The sequence below is a fragment of the Streptomyces sp. NBC_01077 genome, assembly GCF_045162855.1.
Taxonomy (GTDB): domain Bacteria; phylum Actinomycetota; class Actinomycetes; order Streptomycetales; family Streptomycetaceae; genus Streptomyces.
Genome location: NZ_CP108669.1, coordinates 4,618,853 through 4,642,244 on the forward strand (window position 1 = coordinate 4,618,853; position 23,392 = coordinate 4,642,244).

22 protein-coding genes are annotated in these 23,392 nt (G+C 72.8%); 3 read left to right on the plus strand and 19 right to left on the minus strand.

The features are described 5' to 3' along the window. Window positions 1–200 precede the first annotated feature (200 nt). The 10 genes from OG462_RS20600 to OG462_RS20645 all read right to left on the minus strand — a co-directional run bounded on the left by OG462_RS20600 (window position 201) and on the right by OG462_RS20645 (window position 10,330). Window positions 201–398 (minus strand): hypothetical protein, encoded by a 198-nt coding sequence (locus tag OG462_RS20600; protein ID WP_406059567.1) that lies wholly within the window; start codon window positions 396–398, stop codon window positions 201–203. A gap of 222 nt (window positions 399–620) precedes the next feature. Further along, entirely contained in the window at window positions 621–1,412 is a 792-nt protein-coding gene (locus OG462_RS20605) for an ABC transporter permease (protein WP_406059568.1), read from the minus strand. A 110-nt stretch (window positions 1,413–1,522) separates the two neighbouring features. Next, on the minus strand, window positions 1,523–2,317 hold the full coding sequence (locus tag OG462_RS20610; protein WP_406059570.1) for an ABC transporter permease: 795 nt from the start codon (window positions 2,315–2,317) through the stop codon (window positions 1,523–1,525). Then, window positions 2,314–3,318, minus strand: a complete 1,005-nt coding sequence (locus OG462_RS20615; RefSeq protein WP_406059571.1) for an ATP-binding cassette domain-containing protein — start codon at window positions 3,316–3,318, stop codon at window positions 2,314–2,316. The genes OG462_RS20610 and OG462_RS20615 overlap by 4 nt, the downstream gene beginning before the upstream one ends. 124 nt (window positions 3,319–3,442) lie before the next feature. Next, window positions 3,443–4,447, minus strand: coding sequence for an ArsR/SmtB family transcription factor (locus OG462_RS20620; protein WP_406059573.1), 1,005 nt, complete (start codon window positions 4,445–4,447; stop codon window positions 3,443–3,445). Then, the gene (locus tag OG462_RS20625; RefSeq protein ID WP_406059575.1) at window positions 4,444–6,009 is read right to left on the minus strand and encodes a methyltransferase; all 1,566 of its coding nucleotides are present in this window, start codon (window positions 6,007–6,009) and stop codon (window positions 4,444–4,446) included. The genes OG462_RS20620 and OG462_RS20625 overlap by 4 nt, the downstream gene beginning before the upstream one ends. A 117-nt stretch (window positions 6,010–6,126) precedes the next feature. Continuing rightward, window positions 6,127–6,822: a small secreted protein gene (locus tag OG462_RS20630; protein ID WP_406059577.1), complete on the minus strand. Its 696-nt coding sequence runs from the start codon at window positions 6,820–6,822 to the stop codon at window positions 6,127–6,129. A gap of 185 nt (window positions 6,823–7,007) precedes the next feature. Then, window positions 7,008–9,326: a sodium-translocating pyrophosphatase gene (locus OG462_RS20635; protein ID WP_406059578.1), complete on the minus strand. Its 2,319-nt coding sequence runs from the start codon at window positions 9,324–9,326 to the stop codon at window positions 7,008–7,010. 176 nt (window positions 9,327–9,502) lie between these two features. Beyond that, window positions 9,503–9,961, minus strand: coding sequence for an ATP-binding protein (locus OG462_RS20640; protein WP_187621729.1), 459 nt, complete (start codon window positions 9,959–9,961; stop codon window positions 9,503–9,505). A 15-nt stretch (window positions 9,962–9,976) separates the two neighbouring features. Beyond that, window positions 9,977–10,330 carry an STAS domain-containing protein gene (locus OG462_RS20645; protein WP_015034520.1) on the minus strand — a complete coding sequence of 118 codons (354 nt, stop codon included), beginning with the start codon at window positions 10,328–10,330 and terminating at the stop codon, window positions 9,977–9,979. Window positions 10,331–10,411: 81 nt separating this feature from the next. Between OG462_RS20645 and OG462_RS20650 the strand changes: the two genes are divergently transcribed. After that, window positions 10,412–12,877, plus strand: a complete 2,466-nt coding sequence (locus OG462_RS20650) for a DEAD/DEAH box helicase (protein ID WP_406059581.1) — start codon at window positions 10,412–10,414, stop codon at window positions 12,875–12,877. Here OG462_RS20650 and OG462_RS20655 read toward each other — a convergent pair. The 7 genes from OG462_RS20655 to ssd form a co-directional block, all read right to left on the minus strand. Beyond that, window positions 12,831–13,304, minus strand: coding sequence for an Rv3654c family TadE-like protein (locus tag OG462_RS20655; protein ID WP_406059583.1), 474 nt, complete (start codon window positions 13,302–13,304; stop codon window positions 12,831–12,833). The two genes, OG462_RS20650 and OG462_RS20655, sit on opposite strands and share 47 nt — an antisense overlap. Continuing rightward, complete coding sequence (locus tag OG462_RS20660) at window positions 13,301–13,687, minus strand: TadE family type IV pilus minor pilin (protein ID WP_406059584.1); 387 nt, start codon at window positions 13,685–13,687, stop codon at window positions 13,301–13,303. The genes OG462_RS20655 and OG462_RS20660 overlap by 4 nt, the downstream gene beginning before the upstream one ends. Beyond that, the gene (locus tag OG462_RS20665; RefSeq protein WP_406059586.1) at window positions 13,674–13,880 is read right to left on the minus strand and encodes a DUF4244 domain-containing protein; all 207 of its coding nucleotides are present in this window, start codon (window positions 13,878–13,880) and stop codon (window positions 13,674–13,676) included. The genes OG462_RS20660 and OG462_RS20665 overlap by 14 nt, the downstream gene beginning before the upstream one ends. 83 nt (window positions 13,881–13,963) lie before the next feature. After that, entirely contained in the window at window positions 13,964–14,728 is a 765-nt protein-coding gene (locus OG462_RS20670) for a type II secretion system F family protein (RefSeq protein ID WP_406059588.1), read from the minus strand. After that, entirely contained in the window at window positions 14,728–15,519 is a 792-nt protein-coding gene (locus OG462_RS20675) for a type II secretion system F family protein (protein WP_406066629.1), read from the minus strand. Before OG462_RS20675 ends, OG462_RS20670 begins: the two co-directional genes overlap by 1 nt. Before the next feature lie 95 nt (window positions 15,520–15,614). Then, complete coding sequence (locus tag OG462_RS20680; protein WP_406059590.1) at window positions 15,615–16,784, minus strand: TadA family conjugal transfer-associated ATPase; 1,170 nt, start codon at window positions 16,782–16,784, stop codon at window positions 15,615–15,617. Further along, entirely contained in the window at window positions 16,781–17,953 is a 1,173-nt protein-coding gene (gene ssd / locus OG462_RS20685; RefSeq protein ID WP_406059592.1) for a septum site-determining protein Ssd, read from the minus strand. The genes OG462_RS20680 and ssd overlap by 4 nt, the downstream gene beginning before the upstream one ends. Before the next feature lie 450 nt (window positions 17,954–18,403). Between ssd and OG462_RS20690 the strand changes: the two genes are divergently transcribed. After that, on the plus strand, window positions 18,404–19,270 hold the full coding sequence (locus OG462_RS20690) for an HAD family hydrolase (RefSeq protein WP_406059593.1): 867 nt from the start codon (window positions 18,404–18,406) through the stop codon (window positions 19,268–19,270). A 455-nt stretch (window positions 19,271–19,725) separates the two neighbouring features. Here the strand turns inward: OG462_RS20690 and OG462_RS20695 are convergent, their stop codons facing one another. Further along, on the minus strand, window positions 19,726–20,544 hold the full coding sequence (locus OG462_RS20695; RefSeq protein ID WP_406059595.1) for an oxidoreductase: 819 nt from the start codon (window positions 20,542–20,544) through the stop codon (window positions 19,726–19,728). Between the two features lie 102 nt (window positions 20,545–20,646). Between OG462_RS20695 and OG462_RS20700 the strand changes: the two genes are divergently transcribed. Then, complete coding sequence (locus OG462_RS20700) at window positions 20,647–21,633, plus strand: ATP-binding protein (RefSeq protein WP_406059597.1); 987 nt, start codon at window positions 20,647–20,649, stop codon at window positions 21,631–21,633. A 155-nt stretch (window positions 21,634–21,788) separates the two neighbouring features. Here OG462_RS20700 and OG462_RS20705 read toward each other — a convergent pair whose 3' ends face one another. Continuing rightward, entirely contained in the window at window positions 21,789–23,102 is a 1,314-nt protein-coding gene (locus OG462_RS20705) for a hypothetical protein (RefSeq protein WP_406059598.1), read from the minus strand. Window positions 23,103–23,392 lie beyond the last annotated feature (290 nt).

Below are 23,392 nucleotides of genomic sequence, written 5' to 3' on the forward strand. Positions count from 1 at the left end.
CACGCACGGCAGCGGCACGGACGGTGACGCTCCCGTCGCTGCGGAGTGTGACGGTACAACCCGCCCCCGTGTCAAACGGCGAAAGCCCGCAACGGCCACTCGAACGGTAACCCGAGTCCTGGCATTCCTGCCGCCCGGACTCCCGGTCGGGCGGGGCGCGACATGATCGCGACGGGATCGGGAGAGGTGCCCGGGAGGGGTCAGAGGCGGCCGAAGCACCAGACGCCGAGGGCGAGGAAGGCGGCGCCGAAGAGGCTCGTCAGCGCGACGGCGGCACGCGGGGCGACCCCGTGGGCGACGGGCTGACGGTGCAGTGTCCGCACGGCGGTCCACAGCAGCAGCGCGCCTCCGAACAGCGTGAACGCCGCCCCCGCGAAGATCGCCGGCCCGCTCTCCATGCCCGTACCCCGTTCCGTTCACGTGCGGTGTTGGTCTCCCGCAGCCGAGGCTGGCACCTCCCGGCGTCCTGGGTGCGAATTCCGGGTGAACGACGCGGAGCATCCCGAACGGTTTCACGAAGATGGCCGGTAGTGACCCACTCCTCACTTCTCGTACGTCTCGTACGTCTCGCCCTTCTCGCCTCTCGCCTCTCGCCTCTCGCCTCTCGCCCTCCTCTTCCGTCACATCGTGTCGAGGGTGGCCCGGCGCCGGCTGCCCCGCTCGAAGAGACCGAGCAGGACGACGGCGAGCAGCCCCCAGCCGGCGCCCACGGCGAGCTCGGCCCCGAGCAGGGATCCGTCGAGACCGGCGCCGGCGGTCAGCCCGCGCGCCGCGTCCGCCGCGTGGGTGAGCGGCAGCAGCTCGCCGGCGGCCCGCATCCACTCCGGCAGCGTCTCCCGGGGTACGGCCGCGCCGGTCAGCAGGAGCAGTACGGAACTGGCCACGTTCGACACCAGGAACACGTCACGGAAGCGGAGCCCGAGCGCGCCCAGCGCGAGCCCGAACGCCGAGCAGGCGCCGGCCGCGGCGAGCAGCACCAGACCGAGACCGGGCAGCGCCCCGGCGGGCACGGGCAGCCCGAGGACGAGCGAGGCGGCCGTGAGCACGAAGGCGCTGACGAACAGCCCGTTGAGCACGTACGGCAGGGCACGCCCGAGCCACAGCGGGACCCGGTGCCGGGGCGAGAGCAGGACCGCGCCGAGCGTGCCGTACCGGCGCTCGTTGGCGACGGCCATCGTGCCGCCGTACACGCAGGAGGCGGAAGCCGCGAGGACGGCGTTCCCCACGAGGTGGAAACGGTCGTCGGCGACCCCCAGTTCCCTGCCCAGGTAGACGAAGAAGAACACCTGGAGAAGCGGCCCGACCAGCAGGGTTCCGATGAACATCGGCGGGGTCGTCCAGTTGAAGAGCGCCCGGTAGGAGATCGCCCCGCCGACGACGACGAGCCGCGCGGTACCGAGGAAACGGAACATGTGTGTCGGGCCTTTCGGGATTCGGGTTTTCAGGTTTTGCGTGCGGGGTTCGGGCTTCGGGGTTCGGGCTTCGGGTTTCGGGCTTCGGGTTTCGGGCTTCGGACGGGGGCTCAGGTGAGGGCGAGGGTGGCGGCGGCGCGCGCCCGGCGCTCCACCCGCCCGAGGACGAGGACGGCGGCCAGGGCGTACCCGGCCCCGAGCACGGCGGCGGTGAGCAGCGGCGTGAGCACGTCGCCGCCGGAGGTCGCCGCGTGCACGGCCCGCGCGCCCCAGGTCGTGGGCAGCGCCCAGGAGACCGGATGGGTCCAGGCGGGCAGCACGGTGATGGGCACGAGCAGCCCGGACAGCAGCCAGACGGGGGTGTCGAGCGGGTTGGCGAGCGCGTTGGCGTTGCGCAGCAGGACGAAGGTGGCGGCGAGCAGGAGCCCGGTCATGCCGAGCGCGAGGACGCACACCGGGACGGCGACCAGGAAGAGCAGCGGGTGCGCGAAGTCCAGCGGAACGTCGAAGAGCAGCACGCCCCACAGGAGCGTCGCGCCCATCGCGTACGTGCCGATGACGGCGGTCGCGAGGGTGATCGGGAGCAGGACGAGCGCGAGCGGCGTCGGCGCGACGACCAGGGTCTCCAGCGTGCCGAGCCAGCGCTGGTTCTGCACCGCGCCGCCCGAACCGAAGAGCACCGAGCCCCAGATGCCCATGAGTCCGGCCCCGACGGAGGCGGTGAGCAGCCGGTCGGGGTCTCCGGCGGCGCGGAACAGATGGACGGCGAGGGTCGCGTAGACGAGGGGGACGAGGACGGCGAAGGTGATCTCGATCGGGGAGCGCGACATGTACGAGACGTGCGTACGCACCCCGACGAGGATCAGTCGCGGAACGCGCCTGAGGAGGGCGGTGTCGACGTTCACCCCGACACCACCTCCGCCACGGCACCGCCCGCCGCCTCCTCCACGATCGCGATGTAGGCGTCCTCCAGGGAGGGTTCGCGGCTCGTGACCCGGCCGATCCGTACGCCGTCGAGCGCGGTGAGGACCGGTCCGTGCAGCTCCGCGGCCCCCCGCCCGGTCTGCACGGTCACGGTCTGCAGCGCGCCCCGGTCGTCGGCGGACACACCCCGCACGCCCGGGACCCGCCGCAGCCGGTCGAGCCGCTCCTCGTCCACGCCGTACGCCTCGATCTCCAGCACGTCCCGTTCCCGCACGAGGGACTTGAGGCTGTCGGGGGTGCCGAGGGCGCGGATCCGGCCGCCCGCGATGACGGCTATCCGGTCGCAGAGCTCGTCGGCCTCGGCCATGTAGTGGGTGGTGAGGAGGACGGTCGTACCGGCGGCGGCCAGGTCGGCGACCGTGCGGCGCAGGTCGCGGGCGGCGACGGGGTCGACACCGATGGACGGCTCGTCGAGGAAGAGCACCTCGGGGCGGTGGAGCAGACCGCGGGCGATGTGGAGGCGCTGCCGCATGCCGCGCGAGTAGCCCTCGACGCACTCCTTCTCCCGGCCCAGGAGGCCGACCAGGTCGAGGAGTTCGGCGATGCGGCGCTTCTGCTCGCGGGCGGGGACGCCGTACAGCTCGGCGAAGTAGCGGAGGTTGTCGAGTGCGGAGAGCCGGTCGTACAGGCCCCGGTCGCCGCCGAAGACGTACCCGATCCGACGGCGTACGGCGACGGGGTCACGGGCCACGTCGTGGCCGAACACCCGGGCCGTGCCGGAGGTCGGCAGGAGCAGGGTGTTGAGCATCTTGATGGTGGTGGTCTTCCCGGCGCCGTTGGGCCCCAGGAGGCCGAACAGCTCCCCCGGGGCCACGTCGAACGTGACCCCCCGGACGGCCTCGGTCTCGGTCCGCCGGGACTTCGGCCACCCGGTCCTGCTGGTGTAGGTGCGGCGCAGCGCGTCCGCCTCGATTGCGAGCATGCGCCGGACGGTAGGAGCCCGCGGAGGGGTGGGGCCATCGATTCGGGAGCCCCCGAATCGTCAGGCCACGGCCGTCTCTCGAACCCGGACGGGGCTCATGCCAGCGCGTGCAGCACGTCGAGGCTCACGCCACCGCGCGCAGCACGCCCTCCCCGGCGAGCAGCGCGAGCAGTGAACGGCCGGTGTCCGTCAGCTGGTAGTACACCGAGCGTCCGACCCGGTGCCGGGTCACGACACCCGCCTCCGCGAGCACCGAGAGGTGCTCGGAGACCGTGCTGGGTGCGAGGCCGAGGCGGTCGGCGAGGCCGGCCGTGGTCAGCGGCCCGCCCAGCTCGCGCAGGACCGCCGCCCGGCCCCGGCCGAGCATCAGCCCGAGCCGGTCCTCGGCGACGGGCTCGGGCGGTTCGCGCAGGGCGGCGGCGCCCCGGGCCTGGAAGGTGACCGCGAACACCTCGGGATCGTCCGTCGAGTACAGCCGGCAGCCCTCGGCGAAGACCAGCGGCACGAGAACGAGCCGCCGCTCTCCGGGCGCGTACTCCGCCTCGATGTACTTGGTCAGTTCGAGTACGGGAGGCTCCCACCGCGCCCGCGACTCCAGGCCGGTGAACAGCGCGTCGATCCCCTCGGTCGCGAACGTCCGGGCGCGGACGAGCACTTCGTCCTCGACGAGTCGCCGCATCGTCGGCCAGTACGGTTCGATCGCGCCCTCCCAGTAGGCCCCGTACGCGTCGGCGAGCGCCGCGCAGGCGGCCTCCGGGTCCTTCAGATACGGCCGCAGGAAGGGCGCGTCGGCCATGCCGGGGTAGCAGACGGCCGCCTGTTCGCGGACGAACGCCGGGTCGGTGGCCCGCAGCAGGGCGAGTTCCTCCTGGACATGGACCGTGCCGACGGGGCGGGGCAGCAGGAAGTCGGAGACCACGTACCGCTCCTCGGCGAACAGGTCCCACAGCGGCCGGAGCCGGTCGTCCTCGCGCCACACCTCCCGGGCCTGCCCGACCCACTCCTGGTACGGCCAGGAGGGGCGGCGGTGCGGCAGCGCGAGGTGCATCGAGCAGAACGCGTCCCGCAGCGGGCTGATCGCGATCCGGGTCGCCCCGAGCGAGGCCTCGTCCAGCTCGATCCGTATCAAGCCCGGTCCTCCCCGGAAACGCCCTCCGCGGAGGCCTCGTCCCCGACGGGCAGCAGGAAGCCCTCTTCCACCAGCAGTCGGATCGCCTGCGGGGTGCGGTCCCGCAGTATCACCGGGTCCTCGCCCATCAGCTGCCCGATCGCGTCGAGGATGCGGCCCGCGCTGAGGGTGCCGTCGCAGACCCCGGCGAACCCGGCGCCGACGTGGTCGACCCTGGTGGCGCGGCGCATGCCCCGGTTCTGCCGGAGCACGACGTGCTCGGGGTCCTCGGCGCCGGGAAGCCCGACCTGCTCCTGCACCACCTCGGGCGCGAGCGTGAACCGGTCGGCGAGCAGCGCGGCGTCGTCGCGGGCGCGCAGATAGTCCTGGCGCTCGAAGTGGGCGCGGACGGTGGGGCCGAGGGGCTGCTCGACGGGGTGCGGCCACTCCTCGACGAGGATCGACGGCTCGACGGAGCCGGAGGCCAGGGCCTCGTTCCGCCGGATCGTGATCCAGCCGAAGCCCACCGCGCGCGTCTTGCGGGCCTCGAACTCGTCGAGCCAGCGCCCGTACGCCTCGCCGTACGCGTCCGGGTCGCCGCGGTGGTCGCCACTGTCCCGCAGCCAGAGCTCGGCGTACTGGGTGATGTCCTGGACCTCGCGCTGCACGATCCACGCGTCGCAGCCCGCGGGCACCCAGGACCGCAGCCGGTCCTGCCACTCCTCGCCCTCGACGTGCTGCCAGTTGGCGAGGAACTGGGCGTATCCGCCGTCGTTGAGCCGCTCGCCCGCCTCCTGCACGAGCGTGCGGCACAGGTCGTCGCCACCCATCCCGCCGTCCCGGTAGGTGAGCCGGGCGCCGGGGGAGATCACGAACGGCGGGTTGGAGACGATCAGGTCGTACGTGTCCCCGTCGACCGGCTCGAAGAGCGAGCCCGTGAGCAGCTCGGCCTCCCGGGCCCCGGAGAGCGCGAGCGTGAGCCGTGTGAAGTCCAGGGCACGCGGGTTGAGATCGGTGGCGGTGACCAGGGTGGCGTGCTGTGCGGCGTGCAGCGCCTGGATGCCGGAGCCTGTGCCGAGGTCGAGCGCGGAGGACACCGGCGTACGGACCGTGATGCCGGCGAGCGTGGTGGAGGCGCCGCCGACACCGAGGACGACCCCCTCCTCCTTCGTCCCGATCCCGCCGGCTCCGCCGACGGCGCAGCCGAGGTCGGAGACGATGAACCAGTCCTCGCCGTCGGGCCCGCCGTACGGCCGGATGTCGACCGTCGCGGACACGGTGTCGTCCTCGCGGACCACCCAGCCGTCGGCAAGGGCCTCGTCGAGCGGGAGCGCGGCGGCGGCCCGCTCGTGCCCGACGGTCTGCTGGAGGAGGAAGAGCCGGACGAGGGTCTCCAGCGGGGAGTCACCGCGGGTGGCGCGCAGCGCGGGCACGGTCTCGCTGCGCGCGAGCGCCGCGTAGGCCGGGGCGCCGAGCAGGTCGAGGAGTCCGTCGGCGGTGAAGTCGGCGGCGAGCAGCGTCTCGCGCAGACGGGCGGCGTGCGCGGGCACCGGGAGGCGGGGAGGAAGGCTGGTCGTACTCACTGCTCCATTGTGACCGCCGCCACCGACAACCGGGCGGCCGACCCGGCGACGGACGGCGGATCGCCGCTCGTCGCCAGGCCTGCCCGGGTGGAATCCCGGGTGGAATCCCGGGTGGGACTACTCCTCGGTCTTGGCCGACGAGGTCTTCTCGGCCGGCTTCGTGGAGGACTTCCCCGAGGGCTCGGAGGAGTCCGAGCCCTTGGCGGAGGAGCCCGAGGCGGTGGATCCGGGCTTCGGAGCCGCCGAGCCGGAGGCCTTCGGCGGGGTCGAGGCCGTGGGCTTCTGGCAGCCGGGCTGCTTGGCCATCGCCTGGCCCAGCTCGCCCTCCTCCAGCTTGGACAGGGCGTTCTGGTCCATCTTCTCGATCTTGGTCAGACCGTCCGCGACGCCCTGGAGGCCGTCCGCGAACTTCTGCTGGTTCGTCGGGTCCAGCGCGTCGACCTGCTTCTTGAGGCCCTCGTACGCCACCGCGGTCGCGTTGAGCTCCTTGATCGCGTCCTGCTGGACCTTCTCGCCGTTCTCGACGGGCGGGGCGCCCGCGCTCTCGACGGCCTTGGCGAGTGCCCGGTCCGCGTTGGCGATGTCCTGGAACGCCTTCGAGTCGGCGGCCTGGATCTCGGCGGGCTTGCTGTCCGCGGCCGTCGAAATGATGATCTGGTGGGCGTCGGCCCGCTTCTGGATCTGAGGCTTCGCCTGGTCGCAGAACGTCTTCGCCCAGTCGTCCACCTTGTTGCCCTCGTCGTCGCTGCAACCGGACAGCGCGAGCACGAGTACCGCGCCGCCGGACAGTGCGGCCGCAAGCTTCTTGTTCACCGGATCGGTCCCTTCCAAGGCTCTCGGCCCCGGAACATACACGCCGAACGGGCTACTTCCACCTTTCGTACGACGGATTCACCCCGTATTGCAGTCTTTTGAACCAAGGGAGAGACCGCTCACGCACCCCGGACGCGCCCGGAAATGAGACGGACACCACGTCGGACACCATGCCGGACACCATGTCAGGACACCGTCACGGAACGCTTCTTGGAGACCCGCACGGCAGCGATGACGACGAGCAGCGCGACCCCCGCGACCGCCGCGCGAAGACCGGCGCTGGCATCGCCCCCGTAACTGAACCGCACGACCGCCGGGGCGATGAGCAGCGCGACCAGGTTCATCACCTTCAGGAGCGGGTTGATCGCCGGCCCCGCCGTGTCCTTGAACGGGTCGCCGACCGTGTCCCCGATGATGGTCGCCTCGTGTGCCTCGCTGCCCTTGCCGCCGTGGTTCCCGTCCTCGACCAGCTTCTTCGCGTTGTCCCAGGCGCCACCGGAGTTGGCGAGGAACACCGCCATCAGCGCACCCGTACCGATCGCGCCGGCGAGGTACGCACCGAGCGGGCCGACGCCCAGCGCGAAGCCGACCGCGATCGGGGCCAGCACGGCGAGCAGTCCGGGCGTGGCGAGTTCGCGCAGCGCGTCCTTGGTGCAGATGTCGACGACCCGTCCGTACTCGGGCTTCTCGGTGAAGTTCATGATCCCGGGGTGCTCGCGGAACTGCCGCCGCACCTCGTACACCACCGATCCCGCCGACCGGGACACCGCGTTGATCGCGAGTCCGGAGAACAGGAAGACGACCGCCGAGCCGAGGATGAGGCCGAAGAGGTTGTTGGGCTGGGAGATGTCCATCGAGAGTGTCAGCCGGTCCGCCGTCGCGCCGACCTCGGCGACCTCGGCGACCGAGGTCGCGATGGCGTCCCGGTACGAGCCGAACAGCGCCGAGGCGGCGAGTACGGCGGTGGCGATGGCGATGCCCTTGGTGATGGCCTTCGTCGTGTTGCCGACGGCGTCGAGATCGGTGAGGACCTGGGCTCCGGCACCCTGGACGTCCCCGGACATCTCCGCGATGCCCTGGGCGTTGTCGGCGACCGGGCCGAAGGTGTCCATGGCGACGATCACGCCGACCGTGGTGAGCAGGCCCGTACCGGCGAGGGCGACCGCGAACAGCGCGAGCATGATCGAGGAACCGCCGAGCAGGAACGCCCCGTACACGGTGAGCCCGATCAGGATCGCCGTGTACACGGCGGACTCCATGCCGAGGGCCACACCCGCGAGGACGACGGTCGCGGGGCCGGTGAGCGAGGACTTGCCGACGTCCCTGACCGGCCGCCGGCTCGTCTCCGTGAAGTAGCCGGTGAGCTGCTGGATGAGCGCGGCGAGGACGATGCCGAGGGCGACGGCGACCAGGGCCAGGACCCGGGGATCACCGGCGTGGTCGCGGATGCCCGGCTCGGTGACGCCCGCGAGCTCGGCGTAGGACGAGGGCAGATACGCGAACGCGGCGACGGCGACTCCGGCGAGCGAGATCACCGCGGAGACGAGGAAGCCGCGGTTGATCGCGGTCATCCCGCCGCGGTCGGAGCGCCGCGGGGAGACGGCGAAGATGCCGATCACCGCGGTGATCACGCCGATCGCGGGCACGATCAGGGGGAACGTCAGGCCGTGGTCGCCGAAGGCCACCTTGCCGAGGATGAGCGCGGCGACCAGGGTGACGGCGTACGACTCGAAGAGGTCGGCCGCCATGCCCGCGCAGTCGCCGACGTTGTCGCCCACGTTGTCGGCGATGGTGGCCGCGTTGCGGGGGTCGTCCTCCGGGATGCCCTTCTCGACCTTGCCGACCAGGTCGGCGCCGACGTCGGCGGCCTTGGTGAAGATGCCGCCGCCCACGCGCATGAACATGGCGATGAGCGCGGCACCGAGTCCGAATCCCTCCAGGACCTTGGGCGCGTCGGCGGCGTAGACGAGGACGACGCACACGGCCCCGAGCAGCCCGAGGCCGACCGTGCACATGCCGACGACCCCGCCCGTCCGGAACGCGATCCGGGTGGCGCGGTGTGCCACCTCCGTCAGGTTCTTCTCGGGTTCGCCCTCGGCCGGGGTGGCCTCCCGGGCGGCCGCCGCGACCCGCACGTTGGCCCGTACGGCGAGCCGCATGCCGATGTACCCGGTGACCGCCGAGAACAGCGCCCCCACCAGGAAGAACAGGGAACGTCCGGCGCGCTGCGACCAGTTGTCCGCGGGCAGCAGCATCAGCAGGAAGAACACGACGACCGCGAAGACGGCGAGGGTCCGCAGCTGCCGCGCGAGGTAGGCGTTGGCCCCCTCCTGCACGGCGGCGGCGATCTCCCTCATCTTCTCGGTGCCCTCACCGGCCCTGAGCACCTGGCGGACGAGGAGCCGCGCGACGACCAGCGCGGCGAGGGCGACGGCGCCGACGACGTACACGATCGTCCGGTTCCCGCTCGTGAGCACCGCCGCGGCGAGAGAAGTGGGGTCCATGGGGACGGATCATAGGGAGGCAAACCGGCGCATACGGGGATGCCGCAGACCCCCGCGCGGATGCACCAATCCGGCGGGCGGTCCGGGAACGGCCCCTGGACAACGAGAAGAGGCCCTGCGGGGCAGGGCCTCTTCTCGTCGCGCTTCTCGCTGTCGGGACAGCGAGCGTGTACGGGTCAGGACAGGACGTCCGCCGAACTCACCGGCCAGCTCATCCGGATGGTGCCGCCGTCCTCGCCGGCGCTCACCTCGACATCGTCGACGAGCCCGCGGATCACCGCGAGCCCCATCTCGTCCTCACCGTCGGCGTCGTCGAATTCCTCGGCCGGGGCCGCGGCCCGCGCGCCGGGGACACCGGCGGCATCTGCCGCCGCGACCCCCGCACCCGGGACCTCGTCGCCGACTTCGATGGAGAACGTCTTCTCCTCCTCGGTCAGCACGACCCTGATGGGCGTCGTGACGTCGTTGCTGCGGTGCAGCCCGACGGCACGCGAACACGCCTCGCCCACGGCGAGACGCACCTCGTCGAGGACCGCCTCGTCCACGCCGGCCCGGCGCGCGACCGCGGCCGCCACCAGGCGGGCCGTACGGACGTGCTCGGGCTGAGCGCTGAAGCGGAGTTCAACGGTGGCCATGCGAACCCCCTGGGCTCAGTCGACGGCGTTGACGGCCTCGTCGACCGAGGTGTGGATCGGGAACACCTTGGTGAGACCCGTGATCCGGAAAATCTTCAGAATGCGCTCCTGGTTGCAGACCAGACGCAGCGAGCCCTCGTGCGCACGAACGCGCTTCAGGCCGCCGACGAGCACACCGAGGCCCGTGGAGTCGAGGAAGTCCACGCCCTCCATGTCGACAACCAGGTGGTAGCTGCCGTCGTTCACCAACTCGACCAACTGCTCGCGCAGCTTGGGCGCGGTATACACATCAATCTCGCCACCGACCTCGACGACCGTACGGTCGCCACCAGCGCCGGACACATTGCGAGTCGACAGGGACAGGTCCACGGATCCTCCAGCACCTTGCTATCGAACGATCGTCCCCACTGGGTCTCCCGGGCGGAGTCAGGGAACTGATCGCCAGCCGCGATGGCATTCAATCACTTACCAGCAGCCATGCACGACGCCTTGGAAGCATTGTCCGTCATGGCAGTGACACACTCGGTGCCGATGGCCAAGAATCAGCGCCCCCGTCGACCCGCCGGGGACACGGGCAGTCGCCCCTCCCCCGGCATGATCCTCGACCGGCTCTCCTCGGGCGAGAGCCGGGCCGCGCGCATCACTCATACGGAGCACATGCCCGCCCGGGAGGGTCGTCATGCCGTCTGGCCGCACCGCATCCGTCCGGAGGTGATCGCGGCGATCCAGACGGCCGGGATCGAGCACCCCTGGGCGCATCAGGCGGAGGCCGCCGAGCACGCCCTGGACGGCGAGTCCGTGGTGATCGCCACCGGAACCGCCTCGGGCAAGTCGCTCGCCTACCTCGCCCCGGTCCTGAGCACCCTCCTGGACGGCTCGGAGGCCCCGAACGGGCGCGGGACCACCGCCCTGTACCTCTCGCCCACCAAGGCCCTCGCCGCCGACCAGCGGCGCGCCGTCCGGGAACTGGCCGCCCCGCTCGGCAACCGGATCCGCCCCGCCGTCTACGACGGCGACACCCCCGTCGAGGAACGCGAGTGGGTCCGCCAGTACGCGAACTACGTGCTGACCAACCCCGACATGCTGCACCGGGGCATACTCCCCTCCCACCCCAGGTGGGCCTCCTTCCTGCGCTCCCTGCGCTACGTCGTGATCGACGAGTGCCACACCTACCGGGGCGTCTTCGGCTCCCACGTCGCCCAGGTGCTGCGGCGACTGCGCCGGATCTGCGCCCGGTACGGCTCCGAGCCGGTCTTCCTCCTCGCCTCCGCCACCTCGGCCGAACCCGCCCTCGCCGCCGGCCGCCTCACCGGCCTGCAGGTCACCGAGGTCTCCGACGACGCCTCCCCGCGCGGCGAGCTGGTCTTCGCCCTCTGGGAGCCGCCGCTGACCGATCTGCACGGCGAGCGCGGCGCGCCCGTACGCCGCACCGCCACCGCCGAGACCGCGGATCTGCTGACCGACCTGACCCGCCAGGGCGTCCGCTCGGTCGCCTTCGTACGCTCCCGGCGCGGCGCCGAACTGATCTCGGTGATCGCCCAGGAACGCCTCGCCGAGACCGACCGCTCACTGGCCCGCCGGGTCGCCGCCTACCGCGGCGGCTACCTGCCCGAGGAGCGCCGGGCCCTGGAGCGGGCCCTGCACTCCGGCGAGCTCCTCGGCCTGGCCGCCACGACCGCCCTGGAGCTGGGCGTGGACGTCTCGGGCCTGGACGCGGTCTTGATCGCCGGCTACCCGGGCACCCGGGCCTCCCTCTGGCAGCAGGCGGGCCGCGCCGGCCGCTCGGGCGAGGGCGCCCTCGCGATCCTGATCGCCCGCGACGACCCGCTGGACACCTTCCTGGTCCACCACCCGGAGGCGATCTTCGACCAGCCGGTCGAGTCGACCGTCCTGGACCCCGACAACCCCTACGTCCTCGCCCCCCATCTGTGCGCCGCCGCCGCGGAGCTCCCGCTCACCGAACCGGACCTGGCCCTCTTCGGCCCGGCCGTCCCCGACCTGCTGCCCCAGCTGGAGGGCGCCGGCCTGCTGCGCCGCCGCTCCACCGGCTGGTACTGGACGCGCCGCGAGCGGGCCGCCGACCTCACCGACATCCGGGGCGGCGGCGGCAGCCCTGTCCGGATCGTGGAGTCCGGCACCGGCCGGCTGCTCGGCACCGTCGACGAGGCCGCCTCCCACACCGCCGTCCACGAGGGCGCCGTCCACCTCCACCAGGGCCGCAGCTACCTGGTGCGGGAGCTCGACCTCAAGGACTCCGTGGCCCTCGTGGAGGAGGCCGTCCCGCCGTACTCCACCACCGCCCGCGACACCACCTCCATCACCGTCCTGGACACCGAGACCGAGATCCCCTGGGGAGCCGGCCGCCTCTGCTACGGCTCCGTCGAGGTCACCAACCAGGTCGTCTCCTTCCTGCGCCGCCGCCTGATCACGGGCGAGGTGCTCGGCGAGACCAAGCTCGACCTCCCGCCCCGTACCCTGCGCACCCGGGCCGTGTGGTGGACGGTCACCGAGGACCAGCTCGACGCCGCCCGGATCACCCCGGAGATCCTCGGGGGCGCCCTGCACGCCGCCGAGCACGCCTCCATCGGCATGCTGCCGCTCTTCGCCACCTGCGACCGCTGGGACATCGGCGGGGTCTCCGTACCGCTCCATCCCGACACCCTGCTGCCCACCGTCTTCGTGTACGACGGCCACCCGGGAGGCGCGGGCTTCGCCGAGCGCGCCTTCCACACGGCCCGGGCCTGGCTGACGGCCACCCGAGAGGCCATCGCCTCCTGCGAGTGCGAGGCGGGCTGCCCGTCCTGCATCCAGTCCCCGAAGTGCGGCAACGGCAACGACCCCCTCCACAAGCGCGGCGCGGTCCGCCTCCTCACGGAAATCCTGCGGGAGGCGCCGGAGGCCCCGCCCGCGACCTGATCTGCGGCCGGTAGGGGCCACGTACGGCCCGGGCGGTCACCTCGGCGATCTCACCCCGCACCGCGCATCCCACCAGCTCGGCGCCCTGCGCGGCGGCCACCCGGGAGGCGGCGGCACAGGCCTCGGCCTCGCCCCACAGCGCCCGGTCGGCAGCGGCGAGCGCCGCCAGGTCGGCCGCCCCACCGGCCCGGTGCCGGGCCGCCACCGCCTGCCCGAGCGCGAGCACCGCCCCGAACACCACACACAGCGCACAGGCCGCGAACGCCACCCACACGGTCGCCGCACCCCGGTCGCTCCGAAGGGCTGTACGGCGCCCACCCCGGGCCCGGACACCCCCGGCCCGGACACCCCAGGCTCGGACGCCCCAGGCCCGGACGCTTCGGAAGTCCGCCCGGCGGCCGGCCCGGCCCCGCGTCTCGGCCGTCACGGCGGGCCCCCGTTCTCCGAGGTGTCCGGTGCCGGACCACCGGCCATCGTGTCCTCCGCCAAGGCCGCCGCGTCCGCGCGCAGGGTCAGGCCCATCCCCCGTGGGCCCGGGGCCGCCGCCTCCACGGTCACCCGCCACAACTCCCCCGACCGTGTCACCGAGACCCGGGCGCCCTCGGGTGCGGCCGCCCGCGCGGCCGCCTCGGCGGAGGCCACGGGCTCGGAGCGGGCCGCGACGCGTGCCCCCGCCCGCGCCGCGTCCACGCAGCGGATCTGCGCCGCGGCCGCCGCCAGCGCCCAGAGCAGGGTCACCGTGAAGAGGGCGAGGACGGGCAGCACCATCGCCGCCTCCACGGTCACGAAACCCCGGTCAGAACGGCGCATCGAGAGCCTTCCCGATCACCGACTCCAGCGCTCCCGAGACCGCGCCACTGGTCACGATCTTGTACAGCACCGCGGCGAACCCCGCCGCCGCGATCGTTCCCACCGCGTACTCGGACGTGGTCATCCCCGCGTCCCCGCGCGCGGCCGCCCGACGCGCCCGCCACCAACCGCCCATCGCCACCTTGCCGGCCATGCCAACCTCCCCGATCCGTCCTGCTCGTTCGCGTCGTTCTCGTCGTTCGCGTTGTTCTCGTCGTTCTCGTCGTGTCATGTCGCTCACCCGTCCAGAAGGCCCGTCGCCAGGCCGATCACCACCGGGGCCACTCCCACCGCCAGGAAGGCCGGCAGGAAGCAGAGCCCCACGGGCCCACTGATCAGGACCTGCGCGCGGCGCGCCCTGGCCGCCGCCGTACGGGCTCGGGCCGACCGCAGCGCGGCCGCGTGCCGTGCCACGGCCTCCGCCGCGGGCGCCCCCGAGGAACCGGCCCGCTCCATGCAGCGGGCGAGACCCGAGGCGCCCGGTATCGCGCCGAACCTCCGCCACACCTCGGCCGGTTCGCCACCGAGCCGCAGCTCGGCCGCCGTACGGGTCAGGCGCTCGCCCAACGGGCCGCCCAGGGACCGCCCGACGGCCTCCGCCGCCTCCCCGGGCCCGGCTCCGGCCGAGGCACAGGCCGCCAACAGATCCGCGGCCAGCGGAAGATGCCGTGCCGCCTCGTCCTCCGCGTCCGTCGGCGCGGCCGACCCGCTCGTCGTGCCCCGCCGCACCCCTGCGGCCACCAGGACGCCGGCCGCCAGCCCGCCGAACGCCCCGAACAGCACCCAGCCGAGGCCGGCCGCCCCCAGTGGCCCCACCCAGCGCCCCACCCGCTGCGGCATCCGTGGGCGCCGCTTGGGCGGCGGTGGAGCGGGGGCCGGAAGCAGACCTCTCAACCGCCGCCGCATCCCGCGTACCCGTCGCCCGCGCACCAGCTCCCACGCGCCCTGCGCACCCCAGGTCACTGCCAGGAGCACAACTGTCGACAGTCGCAAGACCTCCATCACTGCCGCTCCCCTCCTCGCACGATCCGCGCGGCCCACCACAGCCCGGCCGCCTCCAGAGCCCCGCCCACGACGAGGCAGCCCAGACCCGCCGGTGTGTGCAGCAGCACCCACAGCGGGTCCGCGCCAAGGGCCGCACCAAGGGCGACACCGGCCAGCGGCAACACCGCGAGAACCGCCACCGTCGCCCAGGCCCCGGCCAGTTCGGCGCGCAACCGCTCCCGCTGCTCGCGGTGGTCCCGCAGGGCCGATTCGAGCCGGTCAAGACCGGCGGCCAGGCCCGCACCGCCGTCCACGGCCACCTGCCAGCAGGCCGCCATGCCCGCGAGTCCGTCGGCGCCGTCCTGCGCGGCCGCCCTCCGCAGGGCCTCCGGCACGTCCCCGCCGAAGCGGGCCGCCGCGAGCACCGCCGCCTCCTCCCCACCGAGGGCGCCCGTCTCCCGGGCCGCGAACGACAGGGCCTGCGCGGGCTGCCACCCGGCTCTCAGCTCCCCGACGACGGCCCCGCAGAGCGCCACCACCCGTTCGGCCCGCGCCTCGCGTTCCTTCCGGCGCTCGGCCTCCCGCAGCCGCCGCCCGACCACCGGCACCGCGACCGCCCCCGCCACCAGCGGCAGCGGCGACTCACCGAGCAGCGCGAGAACTCCCGCGACCGGCAGACACAGCCACGCCCGCCGCCCCCGCAGCACGGCCCACCAGCGCGCGGCCGCCTCGGCCCACACAGCACGGACACCGGCAGCCCCGGGGAGGCCGGAAACCCCTTCGACGAGCACCGTCCGCGCCCTCCCCATGCCCCGCCGCCACTCGGCCACCTCCCACAACGCCAGTGCCACGCAGACCGCCGACGCCACGGGGGCCACGTCCCGTACGGACAACCCCGTCGTGATCACGATCCCCCTCCGATCAGCGACCTCAGCCGCTCCCAGCCCCGCTCCCGCACGAACCCCGAGGCGCCCCACCGCAGCGCGGGAACCGTCCGCACCAGGCCGTCCCGGTCCCGCTCCAGGACGTGCACCTCGGCGATCCGCCGCCGCCCGTCCCGGTCCCGCGCCAGATGGAGCACCACCGACAGGCCGGCCCCCAACTGGCTGTGCAGGGCGGCCCGGTCGAGCCCGGCCGCCGTCCCCAGGGCTTCGAGCCTCGCGGGTACGTCCGCCGCAGTGTTGGCATGGAGCGTTCCCGAGCCCCCTTCATGGCCGGTGTTGAGAGCGGCGAGCAGATCGACCGCCTCGCCACCCCGGACCTCGCCGACCACCAGCCGGTCCGGCCGCATCCGCAGCGCCTGCCGGACCAGGTCCCGCAGGGTCACGAGTCCGGCGCCCTCCTGGTTCGCGGGCCGCGCCTCCAGGCGCACCACGTGCGGGTGGTCGGGCCTCAGCTCCGCCGAGTCCTCGGCGAGGACGATCCGCTCCCGCTCCCCCACCAGGCCGAGCAGGGAGGCGAGCAGGGTGGTCTTCCCCGTCCCCGTCCCACCGCTGACCAGGTACGACACCCGGGCGTCGATCAGGGCGCGCAGGATCGGGGCACCCCCCGGCGGCACCGTGCCCGCCGCCGCCAGCTCCTCCAGGGTGAAGGCACGCGGGCGCACCACCCGGAGCGACAGGCAGGTCGAGCCGACCGCCACCGGTGGCAGCACCGCGTGCATCCGGGTGCCGTCGGGCAGTCGCGCGTCCACCCAGGGCCGGGCGTCGTCGAGCCTGCGGCCGGCCACCGCCGCGAGCCGTTGCGCGAGCCTGCGTACGGCGGCGGCGTCGGCGAAGGACACCGGGGCCCTTTCGAGGCCGGCGCCCCGGTCCACCCACACCCGGTCGGGTGCCGAGACCAGGACATCGGTGACGGCCGGGTCGGCGAGCAGCGGTTCGAGCGGCCCGCTGCCGATCAGCTCGCACCTCAACTCCTCCGCCACACCCAGCACTTCCGCGTCGCCCAGCAGCCGCCCCTGAGCCCGCAGCGCCGCCGCGACCCGCGCCGGCGTGGGCTCGGAGCCGCTCGCCGCGAGCCGCTGCCGCACGGCGTCGAGCAGACCCGCACCGCCGGCACCCGCACCCCCGGTCATGCCGAACCGCCAGGGGCGAGAGCACGTACCCAGAAGGCGTCGCAGAACCGGCCGAGCGGACCACGGGGCTCGGCACCCGGCGGCACGCCTGCGTCCTGGTCCGCCACGATCCCCGGGTCGTAAGGGAGTTCACCGGCGAGTGGCAGCCGCAGGGCGTCGGCGACCCACCGCTCGTCGAGCCCCGCCGCGTACGGTCCACGGACCACCGCCCGTAGGTCGCGCACGCCCAGGGCGAGGGTCGAGGCCACCCGGTGGGCGGCCGCGACGGCCCTCAACTCACCTGGCACAACAAGTAGTCCGAGGTCGAGCTGGGCCAGGGCCTCGACAGCCGCCGGGTCGGTTCCGCGCGGCAGGTCGACCACGACGACTCCACCCCGGCGGCGGGCGGCGGCGAGCACGGACCGCACGGCCTCGGCCGGCACCGGCGCCGCGGGCTCCCTGCCCCAGCTGAGCACCCGAACCCCCCGCACGGACGGCAGGGACTCCTCCAGGGCGCCTCCGGCCAACCGGCCCTTCGAGGCGACGAAGTCGGGCCAGCGCCGGCCCTCCTCGCGCTCGCCGCCGAGCAGCACGTCGAGTCCCCCGCCCAGCGGGTCGCCGTCGACGAGCAGGGTGCGCCGCCCGGTCCGCGCGGCGGCCAGCGCGAGACCACAGGCCAGGGTGGAGGCGCCCGCACCCCCTCGGCCGCCGACGACCCCGACGGTCAGGGCCGGCCGGCCCACGCCCTCGGCCGCGTCGGCGATGCGGTCGACGAGGAGGCTCTCGGCGTCCGGCAGCCGCAGCACGCACTCGGCGCCGATCTCGACGGCCAGTCGCCACACCCCCGGATCGGCCTGTCCTCGCCCGACGAGGACCGTCCCGGGGCGGCGGGCGGCTCCCCGGCAGCGGACCGCGGCGTCGTCGCCGACCAGGACGAGGGGTGGGTCGGTCCAGCTCGCCCGCCGCTCCGGCACCCGGTGGTGCACCTCGGGCTCGACCCCGGCCGCGGCGCACAGCCGCAGCAGGTCGTCGAGCAGCCCGAGGTCCTCGGTGACGATCAACGGCCCCGTGCGGCGAGGCTCTTCGGAGCCGTCGGCCTCCGGACCGGTCGGCGCCGAAGTCCGGTCCGCACCCCTCGGCGCCGCGGTCCACGTCGTACCCCTGGCCCCGGAAGTCCTGGATGCCTCCATGACACCCACCCCTCTCGTGATTCCTGCTCTTCGCGAACTTCGCGACAGGAATCACCGTGGGGCCGTACCGAAAATCCTGGGGATCTTGCTGAAAAACTGTGGATATCCGAAGCCCTGTGAATATCTTCGTCACCCCTCGGGGGACTCCCCGGAACGCAACCCGCCGGTTACTGTGAGTGATGAATCGAGAGCTCGGCGGAGCGTCGGCCGAGGTGTGGCCGGCGGCCGGAAGGAAGGGAACGGACGATGTCTCACAGTGCCAAAACGGCTCCGGACATGCGACGACCCCCGCCGGGGGGGAGAGCGGGGGTCGTCTCTCCGGCCGACTCGGGGGGGGAGGAGCCGGACCGGGTTAGCACGGTCGCGAACGATCCGTGACTTCCATGGTGTACCCGAGAGCCTTCTCAGGCAAACCCACGCGCCCCGGCGTACGCCGAATGGCGGGCACCTATGCTCAGGCTTGTGGAAAACCACTCCTTGCCGCGCACAGCCGCCTTCTTTGACCTGGACAAGACGGTCATTGCGAAGTCCTCGACGCTGACCTTCAGCAAGTCCTTCTACCGGGGCGGACTGATCAGCCGCCGTGCCGCCCTGCGGACGGCCTACATCCAGTTCGTCTTCCTGGCAGGTGGGGCCGATCACGACCAGATGGAGCGGATGCGTGAATATCTTTCCGCGCTCTGCAAAGGCTGGAACGTGGCCCAGGTGAAGGAGCTCGTCGCCGAGACCCTTCACGACCTGATCGACCCGATCATCTACGACGAGGCCGCCTCCCTCATCGAGGAGCATCACGCCGCCGGCCGCGACGTCGTGATCGTCTCGACCTCGGGCGCCGAGGTCGTCGAGCCGATCGGCGAGATGCTCGGCGCCGACCGGGTCGTCGCCACCCGGATGGTGGTCGGCGAGGACGGCTGCTTCACCGGTGAGGTGGAGTACTACGCCTACGGGCCGACGAAGGCCGAGGCCGTCCGGGAACTCGCGGAGTCGGAGGGCTACGACCTCTCGCGCTGCTACGCGTACAGCGATTCGGCGACCGACATCCCCATGCTGGAGGCCGTCGGCCACCCGTACGCGGTCAATCCGGACCGGGCGCTGCGCCGGGAGGCCGTGGCGCGGGAATGGCCGGTCCTCGCGTTCGAGAAGCCGGTGCGGCTCAAGCAGCGGCTGCCCGAATTCCGGATGCCGCCCCGCCCCACGCTCGTCGCCGCGGCGGCGGTGGGTGCGGCGGCCGTGGGGGCCGGACTCGTCTGGTACGCCGCGCGGCGAAGGCAGGCAGCGCTCGCCCATCGGCTCGCGGATGGCTTTGCCCGAATTTGAGCAATGACCAGAGAAGTGGAGCCAGCACTTTCGCTTCTACCCCGACAGGAGTAGAAAGGAATCAGGCCCGCGAGACCGAGGACATCCGAGAGGATCACCTGTTGAGCATGAAGGCCCCACGGACCTAGCACAGAAACCGAGCACCCACGCGACGTCGACCCGTCGATTACGGGCCAGCCGCACCAGGCCACGGGCAAAGTTCCCGGCCTGATGGGCACATATTCGAGGACGCATGGTAACTGGGTAGACGTGCCAGCGGCGGTACCAGAACTGGTGCCGCCGCAACCCGTTCCGGGCCCCGCGAGGGGCCCGGATTCGTTTGTCCGAGGCCGATTCGGTGCGCGCCCCGCTGTTTCGGCCGCGCCGTGGTGCTTCAAGACCTGCCGCGCCGATTCAGGACCCGCCGCGCTGCTTCAAGACCCGCCGCGCTGCTTCAGGACCCCGCCCGCGCCGTGTCAGGCCGCGCCGCGCTGCAGCGCCTCGCAGACGGCCGTCGACTCCCGGACACCGAGCTCGACCGAGCGCCCGCAGTGCGCGATCCAGCCGCCCACGCCCTCCGGGGTCCCCGACAGGTACCCCTCGAACGCGGCGAGGTACGCGGCCCGCCCCTGCTCCGCGTGACCGACCTCCGCCGGGCAGATCGCCTTCGGGTCGAGACCGCTGCCGACCAGCGCGATCCGCTCGGCCGCCCGCGCGACGAGGCCGTTGTACGACGTGAAGGGGCGCAGCGCGAGCAGCTCGCCGTGCACCACTGCGGCCGTCACGAGCGCGGGGGCCTCGCCGCCCGCGACAATCAGCTCCGCCAGGCCGTCGAGCCGTCCGCCGACCTCGGCGGGCGACGGCAGCGGAGCCGTGACCAGCGGTTCGTCGACCGTCTCGCCGTCCAGCCGGGGCCGCCCCACCGATTCGCCCGGGTCGCCCGCGGCGACCAGGTGGAGCCGGGCGAGGACCCGCAGCGGCGACTGGCGCCAGATGGAGAGCAGCTGCCCGGCCTCGGCGCCGAGCCGAAGCGCGGCGCCGACCGTGCGGGCCTCGGCGTCGGAGCCGAAGTCGGTGCGGCGGCGGACCTCTTCCAGGGCCCAGTCGGCGCCGGACAGGGCGGCCGAGCCCCGCGCCCCGCGCAGGGCCGCCTCGGAGGAGATCTCGTTGCTGCGGCGACGCATCACACGGTGACCGTAGACCCGGTCGACGGCCTTGCGTACGGAGTCCACCGCGTCGGCGACGCCCGGCAGGGAGCCGAGGGCGGCCAAGGGGTCAGAGGCGTGCGTACTCATAAGTAGGGAGGCTACGCGCCCCGGCGGCCCGCCCCACGATGGAGTGGTCTTCTTCACGCATCCCGACCACGCGGCGCGTTCATACCACTACCCTAGGTGAACATGAAGATCGCTTTCGTGGGGAAGGGCGGCAGCGGCAAGACCACGCTGTCCTCGCTCTTCATCCGCCACCTCGCCGCCAACGAAGCACCGGTCGTAGCCGTCGACGCCGACATCAACCAGCATCTGGGCGCCGCGCTCGGCCTGCCCGACACGGAGGCCGCCGCGCTGCCCGCGATGGGCGCGCACCTGCCGCTCATCAAGGAGTACCTGCGGGGCAGCAACCCGCGGATCGTCTCCGCCGACACGATGATCAAGACGACGCCGCCCGGGGAGGGTTCGCGGCTGCTGCGGGTCCGCGAGGAGAACCCGGTGTACGAGGCCTGCGCGCGGACGGTCCCGCTCGACGACGGCGAGATCCGCCTGATGGCGACCGGGCCCTTCACGGAGTCGGACCTCGGGGTCTCCTGCTACCACTCGAAGGTCGGCGCGGTGGAGCTCTGCCTGAACCACCTGGTCGACGGCGCCGACGAGTACGTGGTCGTCGACATGACCGCCGGCTCGGACTCCTTCGCCTCCGGCCTCTTCACCCGCTTCGACATGACCTTCCTGATCGCCGAGCCGACCCGCAAGGGCGTCTCGGTCTACCGCCAGTACAAGGAGTACGCGCGGGACTTCGGCGTCGCGCTCAAGGTCGTCGGCAACAAGGTGCAGGGCCAGGACGACCTCGACTTCCTGCGCGCGGAGGTCGGCGACGACCTGCTCGTGACGGTGGGCCACTCGGACTGGGTCCGCGCGATGGAGAAGGGCCGCCCGCCCCGCTTCGAGCTCCTGGAGGCGGACAACCGCATGTCGCTCCAGGCCCTCCAGGACGCGGCGGACGACTCGTACACCGACCGCGACTGGGACCGCTACACGCGCCAGATGGTCCACTTCCACCTGCGCAACGCGGAGAGCTGGGGCAACGCCAAAACCGGGGCCGACCTGGCTGCGCAGGTCGACCCCGAGTTCGTGCTCGGCGAACCGATGGCCGCGGCGCAGCTCGGCTGACAGCACCCGTCGCCCACGACGGACGGAGTCCGGCGCAGCACCACGAAGCCCGGAAGGCGCCCCGGGCGCCGAGCGGCGCGAGGGGGGCGAAAGAGAGGGGCCCGGGGCCGACCTGGCTGCGCAGGTCGACCCCGACTTCGTACTCGCCGAACGGCTCAGTGCCGTTCAGCCTGCTTGGCGCCGGCCGCCGGGGCGCCGGCAGGGGCCGCCGGCACCGCCGGCTGGGGGGCGAGGAAGGCCTTCCAGCCGGCCGGCGGGGCCTCGCCGACCTTCAGGGTGCGCATCTTGGCGACGACGTCGGGGTCCTGGGCGTCCAGCCAGTCGGCGAGCTGACGGAAGGACACGCACTTGACGTCCTTCTGCACGCAGACCGTGGCGATGGTCTCCTCGACGGCCCGCATGTAGGTGCCACCGTTCCAGGACTCGAAGTGGTTGCCGATGACGAGCGGCGCGCGGTTGCCCCGGTAGGAGCGCTCGAAGGCCTGCACGAGGCCGTCCCGCATCTGGTCGCCCCAGTGCTCGCGCTGGGACGGGTCGCCCTGGGTGGTGCCCGGGGACTGGTTGACCAGGAAGTTGTAGTCCATGGACAGCGTCTGGAAGGCGCGGCCGGGGACCGGCACGAGCTGCAGCGACAGGTCCCACAGGCCCAGGTCCTTCTTGGGCCAGATCTGGTCGTTGACGCCGCTCGTGTCGTAGCGGAAGCCCAGCTCCGCCGCCGCCTGGACGAAGTTCTTCCGGCCTTCGAGGCAGGGGGTGCGGGCGCCGACGAGTTCCTTGTCGTAGTCGAAGGGCAGCGGCTGCTCCGCGCGCAGGCCCGAGTTGGTCTTCCAGTTCTTGACGAAGGACTTGGCCTGCTTGATCTCGCTCTTCCACTCCTCGACGGACCAGGTACCGACGCCGCCCTCGGCCCCGCAGAAGTGTCCGTTGAAGTGGGTGCCGATCTCGTTGCCCTCCTGCCACGCCCCGCGCAGTTCGCGGACGGTGGCACGGATGCCCTCGGTGTCGTTGAAGCCGATGTCGGAGCGCCCGGCGCTGTGCTGCGGCGGGTCGTAGAGCTCCCGCTTCTCCTCGGGCAGCAGGTACACGCCGCTGAGGAAGTACGTCATGGTGGCGTCGTACTTCTTGCCGACCGTGCGGAAGTGGGAGAAGAGCTTCTGGCTGTCCTCGCCGGCGCCGTCCCACGAGAAGACGACGAACTGCGGCGGGGTCTCGCCCGGCTTGAGGCGCTGCCAGGCGGGCTGGCGGGGCTGGGTGCCGGTGAAGGCGGTCGAGCCGTCGCCGATGAGGCGGACCGCGTTCGGCGGAGCCGCGGCCGGCTCCTTCTTGGCGCCCGCACCGCCCGGCTTGCCCTTCGTGGCGGTGCCGTCGGAGCCCGAGCAGCCGGCGAGGCCGGTGATCAGGGCGACGGCGAGGGCAGCGGCGGCGAGCGCCTTCCTCTGGGCTGTGGTCCTTCTCCCGGCGGCTGTCATCCGCCCACCTCTCCTCGGTTCCGTACGAGCGGCGTCAACGTCGCACCGCGACAGCCGGAGAGATGAAACGACAAGCGGCAATCCGTTCAGCCTTCACCGGAACCGGTGAATCATTGCCCTGTTTGCCCCGAAAATAATGCCAGAGACTTTACTCTCCATTACGATCCATTTACCGAGCGTTGATCCTCGCCCCGCGGGATCCCGCCGGGAATCCCGCCGCTGCACGCCGTGACCCACGGCCGCGAGCCCCCCACGTTCGTCCCGCACGAACCGCGACCGCGCTGCCCCGG